A 16,874-nucleotide genomic window follows, 5' to 3' on the forward strand; every position below is an offset into this window, starting at 1 on the left:
GCGCCGTCACCTATTGATAATGAAACTCAAGAGCTTGATCTTCCGGGACTGTTACGGCAAGTTGCGCGCTTCTTGATAGAAGGAGCAACTGATGTCCGGCTCAATGGCCCAGGCGTTTACACACAATTTCCTCGGGCATTCACCGCGCTGGTACAAGGCAAGCATTCTCGCCTTCCTGATTTTCAACCCGCTGGTGCTGTGGACGGCAGGTCCGGTAGCGGCTGGCTGGTTGCTGGTGGCTGAGTTCATTTTCACCCTGGCCATGGCACTCAAATGCTACCCGCTGATGCCGGGCGGCCTGTTGATGGTCGAAGCGCTGCTATTGCGCATGACCACACCTGAAGCACTGTATGACGAGCTGTTGCATAACTTTCCGGTGATCCTGCTGCTGATGTTCATGGTGGCGGGCATTTACTTCATGAAAGACCTGCTGCTGTTTCTGTTTTCGCGGCTATTGCTCGGGGTTCGCTCCAAGGCACTGCTGGGGCTGATGTTCTGTTTTCTGTCGGCGTTTCTGTCGGCGTTTCTCGACGCCTTGACGGTGACCGCCGTGATCATCAGCGCGGCCGTAGGGTTTTACTCGGTCTATCACCGTGTGGCATCGGGCAACGATCCACGGCAGGACAGCGAATTCAGCGATGATCAGAACCTGCCGGTCCTGCATCACGAAGACCTTGAACAATTCCGTTCATTCCTGCGCAGTTTGTTGATGCACGGCGCAGTGGGCACCGCGCTCGGTGGTGTCTGCACCTTGGTGGGTGAGCCGCAGAACCTGCTGATCGGCCATGAAATGGGTTGGCACTTTGCAGACTTCTTCCTGAAGGTCGCCCCGGTCTCGCTGCCAGTACTGGTCGCGGGCCTGGTGACCTGTGTGTTGCTGGAGAAACTGCGCTGGTTTGGTTATGGCACCTTGCTGCCAGACAACGTTCGCGCGGTGCTGGCCAACTATGCGGCACAGGACAACGCCGAACGCACCGCCCGCCAACGCGCTGCACTGCTGGTACAAGGCGCGGCCGCGCTGATTCTGATTGCCGGGTTGGCGTTTCACATTGCCGAGGTCGGGCTGATCGGCTTGATGGTGATCGTCTTGATCACGGCGTTCACCGGCATTACCGAAGAGCACCGGATCGGCAATGCCTTCAAGGATGCGATGCCGTTTACCGCCTTGCTGGTGGTGTTCTTCGCCGTTGTGGCAGTGATTCACGATCAGCAACTGTTCACGCCGTTGATCCAGTGGGTGCTGTCCCTGCCGGCAGATCAGCAACCGGGCATGTTGTTTATCGCCAATGGCGTGTTGTCGGCCATCAGCGATAACGTGTTCGTGGCGACGATCTACATCACCGAGGTGAAACAGGCATTCATCTCCGGCCATATGAGCCGCGAGCATTTCGAAACGCTGGCGATTGCCATCAATACCGGCACCAACCTGCCTAGCGTGGCAACACCCAATGGTCAGGCAGCGTTCCTGTTTCTGCTGACCTCGGCAATTGCCCCACTGATTCGGCTGTCCTACGGGCGCATGGTCTGGATGGCATTGCCGTACACCGTGGTGATGGGCGTGCTGGGCTGGTATGCGGTGAGCTACTGGTTGTAACACTTACCTTGTGGGAGCGAGCCTGCTCGCTCCCACAAGGGGTTTGTATGAAGTATTGCCTGACTCAGCCGAGGCTGTGCCAGACGCGACCGTCACGGGTCAGTAACTCATCGGCAGCCGTTGGACCATTTTCACCTGCTGCATAGGTTTGCACACTGGCATCCTCTTTCCAGGCATCGAGGAACGGCTGAACCGCACGCCAGCCATTTTCGATGTTGTCAGCGCGCTGAAACAGCGTTTGATCACCGGTCAGGCAGTCGTAGATCAAGGTTTCATACCCAGTGGACGGCTGCATCTCGAAGTAATCCTTGTAGGCAAAGCCCAGCTCGATGTTAGCCATGTTCAGTGCCGGCCCGGGACGCTTGGCCAGCAGGTCGAACCACATCCCTTCATTGGGCTGAATCTGGATCCTGAGGTAAGTCGGTTGTAGCTCATCGACTTCGGTGTCGCGAAACTGCGCGTAGGGTGCAGGCTTGAAGCAGATGGCGATTTCGGTGTCGCGTACGCTCATGCGCTTGCCGGTGCGCAAGTAGAACGGCACGCCGACCCAACGCCAGTTATCGATCATCACCTTGAGCGCAACGAAGGTTTCCGTCGTGCTGTCTGGCGCGACATTGGGTTCTTCGCAGTAACCGGCCAACGGCTTTCCGGCGATTTCACCGGCAACATACTGACCGCGTACCGAGTTGGCTCGCGCCTCTTCGGTGGACCAGGGACGAATCGCCCCGACCACCTTGGCTTTTTCACCACGCACCGCATCGGCACCGAAGGCCGCCGGCGGTTCCATCGCAACCATCGCCAGCAACTGGAACAGGTGATTAGGCACCATGTCCCGTAGCGCCCCCGTGTGCTCATAAAAACTGCCACGGGTTTCGACGCCAACGGTTTCTGCCGCGGTGATTTGTACGTGGTCGATGTAATGGTTGTTCCAGAACGCTTCAAACAGGCTGTTGGAGAACCGACTGACCAAAATGTTCTGCACGGTCTCCTTGCCCAGATAATGGTCGATCCGGTAAATCTGTTTCTCCGTCATGACCTTGAGCAAGCATGCGTTCAAGGCTTCGGCGGTGTGCAGATCGGAACCGAAGGGTTTTTCGACCACGACCCGGCGGAAGGCGTCGTCGCCCTCTTCCAGCAGCCCGGACGAGCCCAGACGACGCACCACTTCACTGAAAAAGCGCGGCGCGGTGGCCAGATAGAACACCGCGTTGCCGGTACCACTCTCGGCGATTTTTGCGTCGAGCGCCTGATAGGTGCTGTCGTCGAGAAAATCGCCCTGGACATAGCTGATGCCCTTGGCCAGCTTGGCCCAGAGCACCGGGTCCAGAGAGTCATGGCCGACCTTGTTGGCCGCCTCGGCGCGAATGAAGTCTTCAAGCTTTTTGGCGAAGTCCGCGTCGCTGATCGCATTGTGGTCGACACCGATGATCCGCAATCCATCGCCAAGCAAACCGTCACGACTGAGGTTGTACAGCGCCGGCATCAGCAAGCGCTTCACCAGGTCGCCGTGAGCACCGAACAGGAACAGCGTGGTGGGTGGTGCGGGGTGTGCCTTGGATTTCTTGCGGATCGAAGTCATTTTTTCGGCGTCTCGACATGGCCGCCAAAGCCGAAGCGCATGGCCGACAGCAGCTTGTCGCCATAGGTACTTTGCTGGCGCGAACGGAAACGGGCAAACAGCGAGTTGGACAATACCGGCACCGGAACCGACTGTTCCATGGCCGCTTCGATGGTCCAGCGACCTTCGCCGCTGTCAGCCACGGCACCGGAGTAGCCATCGAGCTTCGGATCGCTGGCCAAGGCATCGGCCGTCAGGTCCAGCAACCAGGACGAGACGACGCTGCCACGACGCCAGACTTCGGCAATATCGGCCACATTCAGATCAAAGCGCTGATCTTCCGGCAGGTTTTCCGAGGCTTTGGTCTTGAGGATGTCGAAACCCTCGGCAAATGCCTGCATCATCCCGTATTCGATGCCGTTGTGAATCATCTTCACAAAGTGCCCGGAACCAGCAGGGCCGGCATGAATATAGCCGCGTTCGGCACGATCATCTTCAGCCACCCGGTCCTTGGTCCGCGGGATATCACCCAAGCCCGGCGCCAGTGCGTCGAACAGCGGGTCGAGGCGATCAACCACGTCAGCGTCACCGCCGATCATCATGCAGTAACCGCGCTCCAGCCCCCAAACTCCGCCGGAGGTGCCGACATCGATGTACTTCAGGCCCTTTTCCGACAAGGTTTTCGCCCGACGGATATCGTCCTTATAGAAGGTGTTGCCGCCATCGATGATCACATCGCCGGCGTCCAGCAACTGGCTCAGGGTGTCGATGGTTTCTTCGGTTGGCGCGCCTGCTGGCAGCATGACCCAGACCGCTCGGGGTTTATCCAGTGCCGCGACCAGTGCCGGCAAGTCCGCAACGCCAGTGGCGCCCTCTTCACTCAGGGTCTCAACAAACGCGGTGTTACGGTCATAGACCACAGTGGTGTGCCCATTGAGCATCAGGCGCCGCGCAATGTTGCCGCCCATGCGGCCCAGTCCGATAATCCCCAGTTGCATGTGCTGATGCTCCTTACTACAAATAAAGGTGTGCCAAAGGTTATAGCGCAATGAGCCTGATTAAGGTTAGTCCAGAGCGCTGCAACATAGTTTCCGGACGATTTGCCCGAGCTATAGGGATAACGTCCAAAACGTTGGCGAAGACACAGGGACCGCAAAAAATAAAAAAGTTCCATAAATAACAAAAAGAAACCAGAATCGGCGCCGACAGTGGTTCGGCCTTGGCTCCAGAGCAATCCAACCACAGATGTGACACGCCATTTGCGAGGTGAGCAATGGGCACCGTAGTAAACGCACTGCCTCCACAGACCCTTTACGTCACTATTCGTCGTGACGAATTGCGCCAGCTCAAAGCCGAACGCGAACAACTGCTCGACCAGGTCGCGCAATTGCGCCTGTTGCTTGCCCAGGCACAACTGCCTGCACAGCCGGTAACGCGCTGAAATCGAACAACAGCCACTACACAAGCTGTCAGTTAGCTGAACGACACTCACAAATTTTTCACATCTGCCTGATGATAATTCATCGGTTATAGCCGCTCACTTTGTGAGCGGTGCAATTGTTGGTGTCTGGAAATGCTCCAGTATCCGCAGTAATTAATCGGATGGAGCGCTGAATGGCGATGTTTAAACGCAGCAATACGTCTGCGAAAGGTTTCGACTGGGCAGGACTTGGCTGGCTTTTCCTGTTCTTCTGGTATTTCTCCGGCATCACCCAACTCCTCATCCTCTTGTCTGACACCGCGGGTTTCGCCGGTTTCCGCCAAGCCTTCATCATGAGCGCCATCTGGCTGGCACCGATGCTGCTGTTCCCAGCGCGCACGCGCTTGCTGGCGGCAGTCATCGGTGTCGTGCTCTGGGCCTGCTCGATGGCGAGCCTGGGTTACTTCTTCATCTATCAGCAGGAATTCTCGCAAAGCGTCATCTTCATCATGTTCGAATCGAACGTGTCGGAAGCTGGCGAATACATGACTCAGTATTTCGCCTGGTGGATGGTCCTGGCCTTCCTGGCGCATACCGCCGTTGCAGTATTGCTGTGGACGCGTCTGCGCCCGGTTTACCTCTCTCGTGGCAAAGCCCTGCTGACCGCGACTGCCATTCTGGTCGCCATTATCGGTTATCCGCTGATCAAGCAGACGGCCCGTACCGGCAGCTTCGCCAGCGGCCTCGAAAAATTCGAAACCCGAGTCGAGCCAGCGGTGCCGTGGCAGATGATGGTTGCCTATCGTCGCTACCGTGAAACGCTCGGCAGCATGCAAGGCATGCTCGACAACGCCAGTCAGATCCCGCCGCTGCACAACTTCAAGGATGCAATGGCGAACCAGCCCGCGACCCTGGTGCTGGTGATTGGCGAATCGACCAACCGTCAGCGCATGAGCCTGTATGGCTACCCGCGTGAAACCACGCCGGAACTCGACAAGCTCAAGGATCAACTGGCAGTTTTCGACAACGTCGTTACCCCGCGCCCTTACACCATCGAGGCGCTGCAACAGGTTCTGACCTTCGCCGATGAAGAAAATCCAGACCTGTACCTGAAGACGCCATCCCTGGTCAGCATGATGAAACAGGCGGGTTACAAGACCTTCTGGATCACCAACCAGCAGACCATGACCAAGCGCAACACCATGCTCACGACGTTCTCCGAGCAGGCTGATGAACAGGTCTACCTGAACAACAACCGCAACCAGAACGCCCGCCAGTACGATGGCGATGTATTGGAACCATTCTCCAAGGCCCTGGCCGACAGCGCTCCGCGCAAGCTCATCGTCGTGCATTTGCTCGGCACGCACATGAGTTACCAGTACCGTTATCCGCCAACGTTCGACAAATTCAACGATCGTCAGGGTGTACCGGCAGGCATCAGCGATGATCAGTTGCCGACCTACAACAGCTACGACAATGCGGTTTTGTACAACGACTTCGTGGTGTCGAGCCTGATCAAGGACTACGCCAAGACCGATCCAAACGGCTTCCTGCTGTACCTCTCCGACCACGGTGAAGACGTTTTCGACTCCGCAGGTCACACCACGCTGGGTCGTAACGAAGCCAAACCGACTGCGCCGATGTACACGATTCCGTTCATCGCCTGGGCTTCGCCAAAATGGCGAGAAGCCCACGACTGGAGCTTTGCCGCGGACCTGCAACGGCCTTACAGCAGTTCGCAGCTGATCCACACCTGGGCAGACCTTGCAGGCTTGAGTTTCGATGAACTGGACCGCAGCAAGAGCCTGGTCAGCGACAGCTTCAAACCGCGCCCGCTGTTGATCGGCAACCCTTATGAGCGCGAACAGAAAGCGCTGATCGACTTCAGCCTGATGAAACCCAAGGCTGCTGCTGTCAGCGCCTCAACCATCAAGCCGTAATCTCTTCGGGGGCTGGTTCCAGCCCCCGCTTTCTGCGCAGCATTGATGTGCACGCCCCCAGAGGCGCCCTTCTTGTTTAAAGCGACTTGATCCAGAACAGCATCCGGCCATGAGCGGGATCGAACATCCCCGCCGAAAACCCGAACTTGCTATAGGAACCCTGTGCGACGGCATTGCCTTCCAGCACTTCCAGAGTGATTTTGCAGCAGCCACGCTGACGGGCAATGTCCTCGACCTTTTGCAGCATTTTCTGGCTCAGGCCCAGCCCGCGAAACTTTCCGACCACCATGACGTCATGGACATTGACCAGTGGACGGCAAGCAAAGGTCGAGAAACCTTCGAAGCAATTCACCAGCCCGGCAGGCTCCCCGTGAACGAACGCCAGGACACTGAACGCATGGGGTCGCTTGGCCAGCTCGCCGGGCAACTGCTGCAAGACATCGGCCGATAACGGTGTGCCACCGCCCATCGGGTCTTCAGCGTATTGATTCAGAACCAGACTGATCGCTTCGGCGTGTATCGGATTGCTGTAGCTGGCCTGGAGTACCAGGATTTCTGCGGATTCCATTTCCATCCTCGATCAAACAATGAGTGTGCATCCCTGCGCGCATCGTCTTCCTGCGCCTGGGTCAGACGACATTAGCGTGACTGGAACGCTTCGGACAACCGCCAAATCATCACAACCCGGTGTTTTTAGCGCAATGCGCTATAGGGCAACGTCCTTCGTCACTCGTACGCACAAAAAGCAGGACCTTTCCGATTTTTACGAAAGCTAAATACACAGAATATAAACAACACAGCCGGCGACACGTTTTAAACATCGCTACACCACTGATAAACAGGGCCTTTGCGCACACAACGCACTCAATAGCCCACTGTAGGATTCCTACAACAAGGTTTTATCGGTCACCCAAAAGCATTGACAGTCCGTTTATATCCGGCAACTCTTGTACCCAGCGCAAACAAAAAACATGAGATTGCCAACTATGAACCACTCCCCTTTCCCTCTCGTCGAGATCAGCGGCACCCCCTTCGACCGCGGCCTCCAATACGGCCAAGCGGTCAGCCAGCGCATTCACAAAAGCATCGAGATCTACTCTGTCCAGCTGCTGAAGATGGGCTACACCTGGGCCGACATCCGTGGCTTTGCCAATGAGTTCGTGCCCAGCATCGAAGCATTCGAGCCGGAGTACGCTCAGGAAATGCGCGGTATCGCCGAGGGTGCAGGCTGCGATTTCGAAGCTATCGTGCTGATCAACGCCCGCACCGAGATCATCCAGCTGGGCCGACGCAAGGCTCGCCTGCCAGATCCGGATGGCTGCACTGGCGCGGTGATTCTGCCGACGGCATCGGCCGCCAACGAAGTGATTCACGGACAAAACTGGGACTGGCGCGCGGAATGTGCCGAGAGCGCCATTGTGCTGAAAGTCCTGCGCGAAGACGGCCCGGATGTACTGACCTTCACCGAAGCCGGCGGCCTGGCCCGCAACGGCTTGAACTCGATCGGCACCGCAATCACCGCCAACTACCTGGAGTCCGAACGCGACTACACCCAGGTCGGCGTGCCACTGCCATTCATTCGACGCAAGGCGCTGGAGGCCGCGCATTTTGCGCTGTCGATCAAGGTGGTCGCCACCACCGCCAAATCCACCTCCAACAACATGATGCTCAGTCACGCTGGTGGCTATGCGATCAACTTTGAATGCGCCCCGGATGAAGTCTTCCCGATTCAGGCCGAACAGGGGTTGCTGGTACACGCCAACCATTGGCAGAGCCCGGTGGCATTGGGCAAGTTGCGTGAAGCCGGCTTGAACAGCGTTCCCGAAAGCCTCTATCGCGACGTGCGTGTGCGGCAAATCCTCAGCGAAACGCCCGGGCAATTGACCGCCGAGCACCTGAAAAAAGCTTTCTTCGATGACTTCGGCACGCCGTGGGCGGTGTGTCGCCCGCCGCTTTCCAACATGGCCGGCAACCTGTCGGCTACCGTTGCCATGGTGGTGATGCGCCCGGCCAAGGGCTTGATGGAAGTCGCACCGCTGCCGGCCGTGAACCGAGAATTCACCGCCTATTCGCTGGCCATGGAGGGCGACATCAACCGCTACCTCAAGTAACTCACGCGACACCCTGCCCTGCGGGCGGCACGACAAGAACAATGACAATAAACAACTAACGGTTTGCGACGCTTGCCGGCTCTCACCGTCGCAAACCGCCCATGGAGAATCACTCCCGTGCATACATTCACTCGTATCGCCCTGACGCTAGGGTTCAGCAGTCTCGCTCTTGGCAGTCTCAACGCCACCGCCAACACCTTGCGTGTAGCCCTCAACGCGGATATTCGCAGCACCGATCCCGGCGTCAATCGCGACGAAAACACCGACGCGGTGATCCTGCACATTGTCGAAGGCCTGGTGGCTTACCGCGAAGACGCCTCGGTCGGCATGCTGCTGGCCAGCAAGGTCGAGGTGTCGGCCGATGGCCTCGAGTACCGCTTCACCCTGCGTGACGGGGTGAAGTTTCATGACGGCGCCGCCCTCACGTCCGCCGAGGTGCTGTGGACCTGGAAACGCTATCTCGACCCGCAAACCCAATGGCGCTGTCTCGCAGACTTCGATGGCCGCGGGGTGGCAAAAGTCGCCGACATCAGCGCGCCGGATCCGTTGACCGTGGTCTTCACGCTGGACAAACCCAATGGCCTGTTCCTCGCACAAATGGCCCGTTCCGATTGCGGCGGCACCGGCATCCTGCACCCGTCCTCTGTCGATGCGAACGGCAAGTGGCAAGCGCCGATCGGTACCGGGCCGTTCAAGCTTGCCGAATGGAAACCGGGGCAATATGTCGATCTGCAACGCTTTGCCGACTACAGCGCCCGCCCGGAGACGGGCACCGACGGCTACACCGGCAACAAGCAGGCGTTTATCGATAACCTGCGCTTCATGGTCATCCCCGATGCGGCAGCCGCCAAAGCCGCGCTGCAATCGAAAGGGGTCGACGTGCTGCCCGATGTCACGGTGATGGATGCCCACGAACTCGGCACCTTGCCAGGCATCAAGACCTCCAGCAGTGCCAACATGTCGCTCAACGCCCTGCTGTTCCAGACCCGCGATCCACTGCTCAAGGACGTGCGTATTCGGCGTGCCATCGCGCTGTCGCTGGACAGCGAACAAATGGTCCAGGCACTCACCGAAGGCACGTCCCACGCCAACAACTCGGTGGTGCCAGACACCAGCCCCTACCACAAGAACGTTCAGAAGCTGGGCTACAAAGCCAACATCGAAGAAGCCAAGCGTCTGCTCAAGGAAGCCGGTTACAACGGCCAGCAGCTGAAAATCATCACCAACAAACGCTACCAGAGCGTGTTCGACATGGCGGTACTGAGCCAGGCCATGGCCCAGGCGGCCGGGTTGAACATCGATATCGAAACCCTCGAATGGGGTACTCAACTGGAGCGCTACCAGAGCGGTGCGTACCAGATCATGGCGTTCTCCTATTCGGCGCGTTTTGACGCAGCGCTGAACTTCGAGTCGGTGATGGGCGACAAAAACCAGCAACCCCGCAAGGTCTGGGACAACCCCCAGGCGCAGGGCTGGATGCTTGAGTCCATGCGCGAAATCGTACCGGGCAAACGTCAGGCCCTGTTCGATCAGTTGCACCAACAGATGCTTGCCGATGTACCGATGGTGGTGATGTACAACGGCAGCACCGTCGGAGCCTTTCAGGATCGGGTCGAAGGTTACCGCTCCTGGCCCATCGCCAAACCGCGCCTGTGGGGCGTGAAACTGGCCGACTAGGAGATCGATCATGCTGCGATTTATCGCTCAACGCCTGGCACTGTCGGTGCCGACCCTGTTGCTGATCTCCGTGGTGGTGTTCGCGCTGATCCGCTTCATCCCCGGCGACCCGGCGCTGCTGATGCTCGGCGATATGGCCGACCCGCAAAGCCTGGCCAGCACCCGCGCGGCATTGGGGTTGGATCACTCGATCGGCGTGCAGTTCGCGTATTGGTTGCAATCGGTGCTCAGTGGCGACCTCGGCGTGTCGATCACCAGCAAACAACCGGTGCTCGAACTGATCCTCGACCGCTTCTCGGTCAGCGCCAGCATCGTGCTGGTGGCGGTGCTGCTGGCGGCGTTGATTGCCGTTCCAGCAGGCCTGTTCGCGGCCTGGAAACAGGACAGCGCGCTGGACCTCGGGCTGGTCACCGGCGCAACCCTGTTGCTGTCGATTCCCAGCTTCTGGCTCGGTTTGCTGTTGCTCTACGCGTTCGGGATCAAGCTCAACTGGCTGCCCGTGGTCGGTTATGTGCCGTTCGCCCAGAATCCCGGTGAAGCCGTGACCTATCTGGTGCTGCCGATTGTCACCCTGACGCTGGTGGAATTGGGCGCCATTACCCGGATGGCCCGGGCCAGCACCATCGAGGTGCTGCGGCTGGAATACATCGCCCACGCCAGAACCAAGGGTTTATCGGAACGCGCGGTGCTGTGGCGCCACGCACTGCCGAATGCCTTTGCGCCGACCTGGACCTTGATCGGCCTGATCCTCGGCAATTTGCTGGGCGGCATCGCAGTGCTGGAAACAGTGTTCACCCTGCCCGGCATCGGTCGCTTGATGGTCGACGCTATCTACGCTCGCGACTACCCCGTGCTGCAAGGCTGCCTGCTACTGATCACTTTCATCTACGTGGCGGTCAACCTGCTGGTCGACCTGCTCTATCCACTCTTCGACCCAAGGGTGAAATTATGACCGTCTCCCGGCTTTCCGTGAGCGCTACACCGGCGCGTCGCCCACTGCGCTGGCCACCGGCGAATGCCTTGATTGGCGGCACCTTGCTGGCTCTGCTGATCAGCATGGCCCTGCTTGGTGTGTTCTGGACACCTTACGACCCGCTGAAAATCGATCTATTGTCTCGCCTCAAGGCACCCTCGGCGCTGCATTGGCTAGGCACCGACGAGTTTGGCCGTGACGTGCTCAGCCGCTTGATCATCGGTGCGCGCACCAGTTTGTGGATCAGCTTGCTGACCGTGTGCCTGGCGCTGTTTTTCGGCAGTGTGATCGGCATGCTCGCCGGTTACCTGCGGGGCTGGACCGATCGAGTTCTGATGATGATCAACGATGCATTGCTGGCGTTCCCCGGCATCCTGATGGCGCTGGGCTTGATGGCGATCATCGGGGCCAGCCAGTACGGCATCGTTTTGGCGTTGAGCATCGCTTATACACCGTCGGTGGTTCGGGTGGTGCGCGGCAGTGTGCTGTCGCTGCGTGAACGCGAGTTCATCGAAGCCTCACGGGTGATCGGCAATTCGGAGTTCTACACGCTGTACCGCCACGTCGCCCCCAACTGTGTTGCGCCGCTCTGCGTACTCGCCACCAGCATGTTCGGCTGGACGCTGCTGTCGGAAAGCGCCTTGAGCTTCCTCGGTCTGGGTGTTCCGCCACCCGCAGCGACCTGGGGCAACATGCTCGCCGCCAGCCGCCCGTACATTGCCAACGCCTCCTGGCTCGGCCTGTTCCCAGGGTTGTTCATCGCCTTGGCGCTGGTCGCCATCAACCTGTTCGGCGACGCCCTGCGCGACCGCCTCGACCCTCGAATGAGCCGTTGATCATGCCCAGTCCAAAACTGTTGCTTGAAGTCGACCATCTGCTGATCCGCGCTGGTGCCGAAGGCCCGTTGGCGGTCAACGACCTGAGTTTTACCGTCGCGCCCGGCGAGATTGTCGCGCTGGTGGGCGAATCCGGGAGCGGCAAGACCATGGCCGCACGCGCAGCGATTGGCCTGCTGCCACTGCCGATGGAAGTCTGTGGTGGTGCGATCCGCTTCGAAGGCCAGGACCTCCATCAGCTGAGTTGTGCGCAATTGCGTGATATCCGCGGTGCTCGAATCGGCATGGTGTTCCAGGAACCGATGGTTTCGCTCAACCCGGCCATCCGCATTGGCGAGCAAATGGCCGAAGGTCTGCGCCTGCACACCGACCTGAACAAGGCACAGATTCGCCAACGCTGCGTGGACATGCTGACGCGCATCGGCATCACCGACCCCGAGCGCTGCCTGAGCGCCTATCCCCATGAGTTTTCCGGCGGCATGCGCCAGCGGATCATGCTCGCCTCGGTGATGCTGCTGCGCCCGGCGTTGCTGATTGCTGACGAACCCACCACCGCCCTCGATTGCCTGGCGCAACTGGACGTGATCGAGCTGATGCTGGAGCTGACCCGCGAGCAAGGCACGGCGATCCTGTTCATCAGCCACGACCTGTCGCTGGTGGCGCGTTACGCCCACAAGGTGGTGGTCATGCGCCACGGTCAGGCCGTGGAGCAAGGTTCGATCAATCACATTCTGCTGGCCCCGCAACACGCCTACACCCGCCAATTGCTCGAAGCGCTGCCCAAGCGCGGCGAACTGGCCGCGTTGCCAGCGACCGACAAACCGCTGGTGGAAATTACCGGCGTCAGCATCGAGCATCCGGGGCATGCACGGTTCTGGGGTAAATCTCAGCCCAAGCGCGCCGTGCACAGTGCCAACCTGAGCATCGCCCCCGGTGAAACCCTGGCGTTGGTCGGCGGCAGTGGCTCGGGTAAAACCACACTGGGCCGCGCACTGGTGGGACTGGTCAAACCCTGTGCCGGCGAGATTCGCTTCAAGGGCATCGATATCCTCAAGGCCGGTCAGCGAGATCATCGGCTGCAATGCCAGATGATCTTTCAAGACCCCTACTCGTCCCTCGATCCGCGGATGCGCATTGGCGAAACCCTCGCCGAACCGTTGCGCCATCTGCCGGAGCTAAGCGAGGAGCAAAAACGTCAGCGTGTCGCCACCACGCTGGTGGATATCGGTTTGTCGGAAGCGTTCATGGAGCGCTTTCCCCATCAACTGTCGGGCGGTCAACGCCAGCGAGTGGCCATTGGTCGAGCGCTGGTACGGCACCCGCAATTGGTGATCGCCGACGAACCGATTTCGGCGCTGGACATGACCATCCAGAAGCAAATCCTTGAACTGTTCGAGCGCTTGCAGGCGCAGTACGGTTTTGCCTGCCTGTTCATTTCCCATGACCTGGCGGCCGTCGAACGCATCGCCCATCGGGTGGCGGTCATGCACCAGGGCCATATCGTGGAAATCGGCAGCCGCGAAGCGGTCTTCGATAATCCCTTGCACCCCTACACCCGCCAATTACTGGCAGCCGCAAGCCCATTGGAACAATTGGCAAGCGGCGGTTACCGGCTGCGACCAAAACCCGAAAACCTGCAGCCCACACCTTAATCATCACTGACTTTGCCTCGGACGCCTTCAGACATCACTGAATGCGTCCATGGCGAAGCCATGCCCGAAAAACAACAACGAGCCCTCACAGGAGCCAACACCATGAACGCCAGACTCATGCAGCACTTGACCTTGATCGGCGGCACCAGCCTGCTGCCGATGGCCGCCGAAGCGGAATTCCTCAAGGACAGCAAGGCCACGCTGGACTCGAAAAACTACTACTTCAACCGCGACTACCGCGAAGGTAATGGCCAGTCCAAGCGTGATGAATGGGCCCAGGGATTTCTGCTGAACCTGCAATCGGGCTACACCGAAGGCACGGTCGGTTTTGGCCTGGATGCACTCGGCATGCTCGGGCTGAAGCTCGACTCCAGCCCGGATCGCTCCGGCAGCGGTTTGTTATCCCGAGAAAGCACAGCCGAACCGGGCAAACCGAGTTACGCCAGACGTGCCCACGACAGCTATTCCAAGGTAGGCCTGACCGCCAAGGCCCGCGTTGCCAAGAGCGAGCTGCGAGTCGGCCATTTGCTGCCCGACTTGCCGCTGCTGCAACCGAACACCAGCCGAGTCCTGCCGCAGAGCTTCGAAGGCGCCCTGCTCAGCTCCAGCGACATCAAGGGCCTGACCTTACGCGGCGGGCAGATCGATCAGGTCAAACAGCGGGAATCGACCAACTACGAAAAGATGGGACTGACCAGCCAGAACGGCGCTTACAAGAGCTCGGCAAAAAGCGATGAGTTCCGTTTCGGCGGCGCTGATTACCGGTTCAACCCAACGCTTACCGGTAGCTATTACTACGCGCAGCTTGAGGACATATATCAGCAGCACTACGTCGGCCTCAAGCACAGCCTGGCGCTGGGCGGCGGTACGCTGAAGAGCGATATTCGCTATTTCAGTGCTGACGCTGCCGGTGCAGGCCTGGCCGGCACCGTCGACAACCGCGCATTGAGCACGCGCTTCATGTATGCGATTGCCGGACACTCCATCGGTGGCGGCTTCCAGCAGCAGTACGGTGAAACACCGTTTGCGTATGTCGACGGCAGCAACACTTACCTGTTCACCGAATACCAACTGAGCAACTTCTCGCAAACCAGGGAACGCGCGTGGCACGCCCGCTACGATTTTGACTTTGCTACGGTGGGCATTCCGGGGCTGCTGTTCTCCACACGCTACGCCAAGGGCGATCAGGCGCAGATCAAAAAATTTCTCGGCGAAGGCCGGGAGTGGGAACGAGACATCGACCTCGGCTACACCATCCAGAGCGGACCGCTGAAGAACGTCAGCGCCCGCTGGCGCAACGGTATGAGCAAAAGCAACTACCAACGCGACACCAACGAAAACCGCCTGGTCCTCAGTTACAGCGTCAAACTTTGGTAAGAAAACATTAAAAATCGCAGGCTGCGCCGTCTCCAACAAAGGGCTGGCGTAGCCTGCGATCTTTCCATGTGCAAAAAAGTATCAGTGCAAGTGCTACCAATGATTTGTCATCGCGTGTGTTGAGGGCTGTAATCAGCCTCAGATTCTTCCTACCTCCGGAAGACACAAAAACAATAACTGTCCTTCTGCTGCCCCCTGGGCTCAGAAGAGGAGTGCGCGATGAAACCCACTGTAAAAGCTCTGCTTGCCTGCACCTGCATGACCCTCAGCAGCGTCAGCCTTGGCGCACAAACCTTGACCATTGCCACCGTCAACAACAGCGACATGATCCGCATGCAAAAGCTCTCGAAAACCTTCGAGGCCGAGCACCCGGAGATCAAGCTCAATTGGGTGGTACTGGAAGAAAACGTCCTGCGTCAGCGCCTGACCACCGACATCGCCACCCAGGGCGGCCAGTTCGATGTGTTGACCATCGGCATGTACGAAGCTGCACTGTGGGGCGCCAAGGGCTGGCTGGAACCGACGAAGGATCTCCCCGCCGGTTACGCGCTCGACGACGTATTCCCTTCCGTGCGTGAAGGCCTGTCGGTCAAGGGCACGCTGTACGCCCTGCCGTTCTATGCCGAAAGCTCCATGACCTATTACCGCACCGACCTGTTCAAGAATGCAGGCCTGGCGATGCCCGAGCATCCGACCTGGGAGCAGATCGGCGAATTCGCTGGCAAACTCAACAAACCCGACCAGGAACAGTACGGTATCTGCCTGCGCGGCAAGGCCGGCTGGGGCGAGAATATGGCGCTGATCACCACCATCGCCAATGCCTATGGCGCTCGCTGGTTCGATGAGAAATGGCAGCCGGAATTCAGCGGTCCCGAGTGGAAGAACGCGCTGAGCTTCTACGCCGACACCATGAAAAAGTCCGGCCCGCCGGGTGCTTCCAGCAACGGTTTCAACGAGAACCTCGCGCTGTTCAACAGCGGCAAGTGTGCGATCTGGGTCGACGCCAGCGTCGCCGGCTCGTTCGTCACCGACAAGACTCAAAGCAAAGTCAGCGAGCACGTCGGCTTCACTTACGCGCCCCATCAAGTGACCGACAAAGGCTCGGCCTGGTTGTACTCCTGGGCGCTGGCGATTCCCACCAGCTCCAAAGCCAAGGACGCGGCAAAAACCTTCAGTGCCTGGGCCACCTCCAAAGAGTACGGCGCGCTGGTGGCCGAGAAGGACGGCATCGCCAACGTGCCGCCTGGCACTCGCGCCTCAACCTACAGCGAGGCCTACATGAATGCCGCGCCGTTCGCCAAGGTCACGCTGGAATCGCTGAAGGTTGCCGATCCGGGCAAACCGACCCTCAAGCCGGTGCCCTACATCGGCATTCAGTTGGTGACCATTCCCGAGTTCCAGGCCGTTGGCACCCAGGTCGGCAAGCTGTTCTCTGCCGCGCTGATCGGCCAGACCACCGTCGACCAGGCTCTGGCGGCCGCCCAGCAAACCACCGAACGTGAAATGAAGCGCGCGGGTTATCCCAAGTAACCGGCAGACCTCTAATTGTGGCGAGGGAGCTTGCTCCCGCTGGGCCGGTCCGCGTTCGGGCGAAGCGGCCCCAAAACCGGCGAATGCGATTTGTCAGCGAACGCATCGACGAGATTGGCGTGGGCTTCGCCCACGAGCGGGAGCAAGCTCCCTCGCCACAGGGAACTCGCTGTACAACGAGTAAGTGATCGCCATGAATACCTCGA

At 59.1% G+C, this 16,874-nt stretch carries 13 protein-coding genes; 10 read left to right on the forward strand and 3 right to left on the reverse strand.

Annotated features, from left to right (window positions below):
• Window positions 1–91 precede the first annotated feature (91 nt).
• A complete protein-coding gene (nhaB, locus tag AABM55_RS15820) occupies window positions 92–1,594 on the forward strand; it encodes a sodium/proton antiporter NhaB (RefSeq protein WP_054597518.1) in 1,503 nt (500 codons plus the stop codon).
• A 64-nt stretch (window positions 1,595–1,658) separates the two neighbouring features.
• On the opposite strand, the gene zwf is transcribed toward nhaB, so the two are convergent.
• The gene (gene zwf / locus AABM55_RS15825; protein WP_347926896.1) at window positions 1,659–3,173 is read right to left on the reverse strand and encodes a glucose-6-phosphate dehydrogenase; all 1,515 of its coding nucleotides are present in this window, start codon (window positions 3,171–3,173) and stop codon (window positions 1,659–1,661) included.
• Complete coding sequence (gene gnd / locus AABM55_RS15830; RefSeq protein ID WP_256583829.1) at window positions 3,170–4,174, reverse strand: phosphogluconate dehydrogenase (NAD(+)-dependent, decarboxylating); 1,005 nt, start codon at window positions 4,172–4,174, stop codon at window positions 3,170–3,172. The genes zwf and gnd overlap by 4 nt, the downstream gene beginning before the upstream one ends.
• Window positions 4,175–4,425: 251 nt before the next feature.
• On the opposite strand from gnd, the gene AABM55_RS15835 reads away from it, so the two are divergent.
• Together AABM55_RS15835 and AABM55_RS15840 are read left to right on the forward strand one after the other, a co-directional pair.
• A complete protein-coding gene (locus AABM55_RS15835; protein ID WP_177474896.1) occupies window positions 4,426–4,593 on the forward strand; it encodes a DUF6026 family protein in 168 nt (55 codons plus the stop codon).
• 173 nt (window positions 4,594–4,766) lie between these two features.
• Complete coding sequence (locus tag AABM55_RS15840) at window positions 4,767–6,512, forward strand: phosphoethanolamine transferase CptA (RefSeq protein WP_347926897.1); 1,746 nt, start codon at window positions 4,767–4,769, stop codon at window positions 6,510–6,512.
• Between the two features lie 76 nt (window positions 6,513–6,588).
• Here the strand turns inward: AABM55_RS15840 and AABM55_RS15845 are convergent, their stop codons facing one another.
• Entirely contained in the window at window positions 6,589–7,080 is a 492-nt protein-coding gene (locus tag AABM55_RS15845) for a GNAT family N-acetyltransferase (protein WP_347926899.1), read from the reverse strand.
• Window positions 7,081–7,498: 418 nt separating this feature from the next.
• Here AABM55_RS15845 and AABM55_RS15850 point away from each other — a divergent pair, with 418 nt between their 5' ends.
• From AABM55_RS15850 to AABM55_RS15880, 7 genes are all read left to right on the forward strand, one after another.
• Window positions 7,499–8,623, forward strand: coding sequence for a C45 family peptidase (locus AABM55_RS15850; protein WP_081013824.1), 1,125 nt, complete (start codon window positions 7,499–7,501; stop codon window positions 8,621–8,623).
• Between the two features lie 141 nt (window positions 8,624–8,764).
• Window positions 8,765–10,300 carry an ABC transporter substrate-binding protein gene (locus AABM55_RS15855; protein WP_347930042.1) on the forward strand — a complete coding sequence of 512 codons (1,536 nt, stop codon included), beginning with the start codon at window positions 8,765–8,767 and terminating at the stop codon, window positions 10,298–10,300.
• A 10-nt stretch (window positions 10,301–10,310) separates the two neighbouring features.
• Window positions 10,311–11,252, forward strand: a complete 942-nt coding sequence (locus tag AABM55_RS15860; protein WP_347926901.1) for an ABC transporter permease — start codon at window positions 10,311–10,313, stop codon at window positions 11,250–11,252.
• The gene (locus AABM55_RS15865) at window positions 11,249–12,109 is read left to right on the forward strand and encodes an ABC transporter permease (protein ID WP_347926903.1); all 861 of its coding nucleotides are present in this window, start codon (window positions 11,249–11,251) and stop codon (window positions 12,107–12,109) included. Before AABM55_RS15860 ends, AABM55_RS15865 begins: the two co-directional genes overlap by 4 nt.
• A gap of 2 nt (window positions 12,110–12,111) precedes the next feature.
• Window positions 12,112–13,761 (forward strand): ABC transporter ATP-binding protein, encoded by a 1,650-nt coding sequence (locus AABM55_RS15870; RefSeq protein WP_347926905.1) that lies wholly within the window; start codon window positions 12,112–12,114, stop codon window positions 13,759–13,761.
• A gap of 102 nt (window positions 13,762–13,863) precedes the next feature.
• Window positions 13,864–15,138, forward strand: coding sequence for an OprD family porin (locus tag AABM55_RS15875; protein WP_347926907.1), 1,275 nt, complete (start codon window positions 13,864–13,866; stop codon window positions 15,136–15,138).
• Window positions 15,139–15,357: 219 nt separating this feature from the next.
• Entirely contained in the window at window positions 15,358–16,668 is a 1,311-nt protein-coding gene (locus AABM55_RS15880; protein WP_347926909.1) for a sugar ABC transporter substrate-binding protein, read from the forward strand.
• The last annotated feature ends 206 nt before the right edge of the window (window positions 16,669–16,874 follow it).

This window comes from Pseudomonas helvetica (assembly GCF_039908645.1).
GTDB lineage: Bacteria > Pseudomonadota > Gammaproteobacteria > Pseudomonadales > Pseudomonadaceae > Aquipseudomonas > Aquipseudomonas helvetica.

Coding starts and splice junctions, on each gene's coding strand:
- zwf (WP_347926896.1), bottom strand. CDS start 3,173: ATGACTTCGATCCGCAAGAAATCCAAGGCACACCCCGCACCACCCACC.
- AABM55_RS15845 (WP_347926899.1), bottom strand. CDS start 7,080: ATGGAATCCGCAGAAATCCTGGTACTCCAGGCCAGCTACAGCAATCCG.
- AABM55_RS15835 (WP_177474896.1), top strand. CDS start 4,426: ATGGGCACCGTAGTAAACGCACTGCCTCCACAGACCCTTTACGTCACT.
- AABM55_RS15875 (WP_347926907.1), top strand. CDS start 13,864: ATGAACGCCAGACTCATGCAGCACTTGACCTTGATCGGCGGCACCAGC.
- AABM55_RS15850 (WP_081013824.1), top strand. CDS start 7,499: ATGAACCACTCCCCTTTCCCTCTCGTCGAGATCAGCGGCACCCCCTTC.
- AABM55_RS15865 (WP_347926903.1), top strand. CDS start 11,249: ATGACCGTCTCCCGGCTTTCCGTGAGCGCTACACCGGCGCGTCGCCCA.
- AABM55_RS15870 (WP_347926905.1), top strand. CDS start 12,112: ATGCCCAGTCCAAAACTGTTGCTTGAAGTCGACCATCTGCTGATCCGC.
- AABM55_RS15840 (WP_347926897.1), top strand. CDS start 4,767: ATGGCGATGTTTAAACGCAGCAATACGTCTGCGAAAGGTTTCGACTGG.
- nhaB (WP_054597518.1), top strand. CDS start 92: ATGTCCGGCTCAATGGCCCAGGCGTTTACACACAATTTCCTCGGGCAT.
- AABM55_RS15880 (WP_347926909.1), top strand. CDS start 15,358: ATGAAACCCACTGTAAAAGCTCTGCTTGCCTGCACCTGCATGACCCTC.
- AABM55_RS15860 (WP_347926901.1), top strand. CDS start 10,311: ATGCTGCGATTTATCGCTCAACGCCTGGCACTGTCGGTGCCGACCCTG.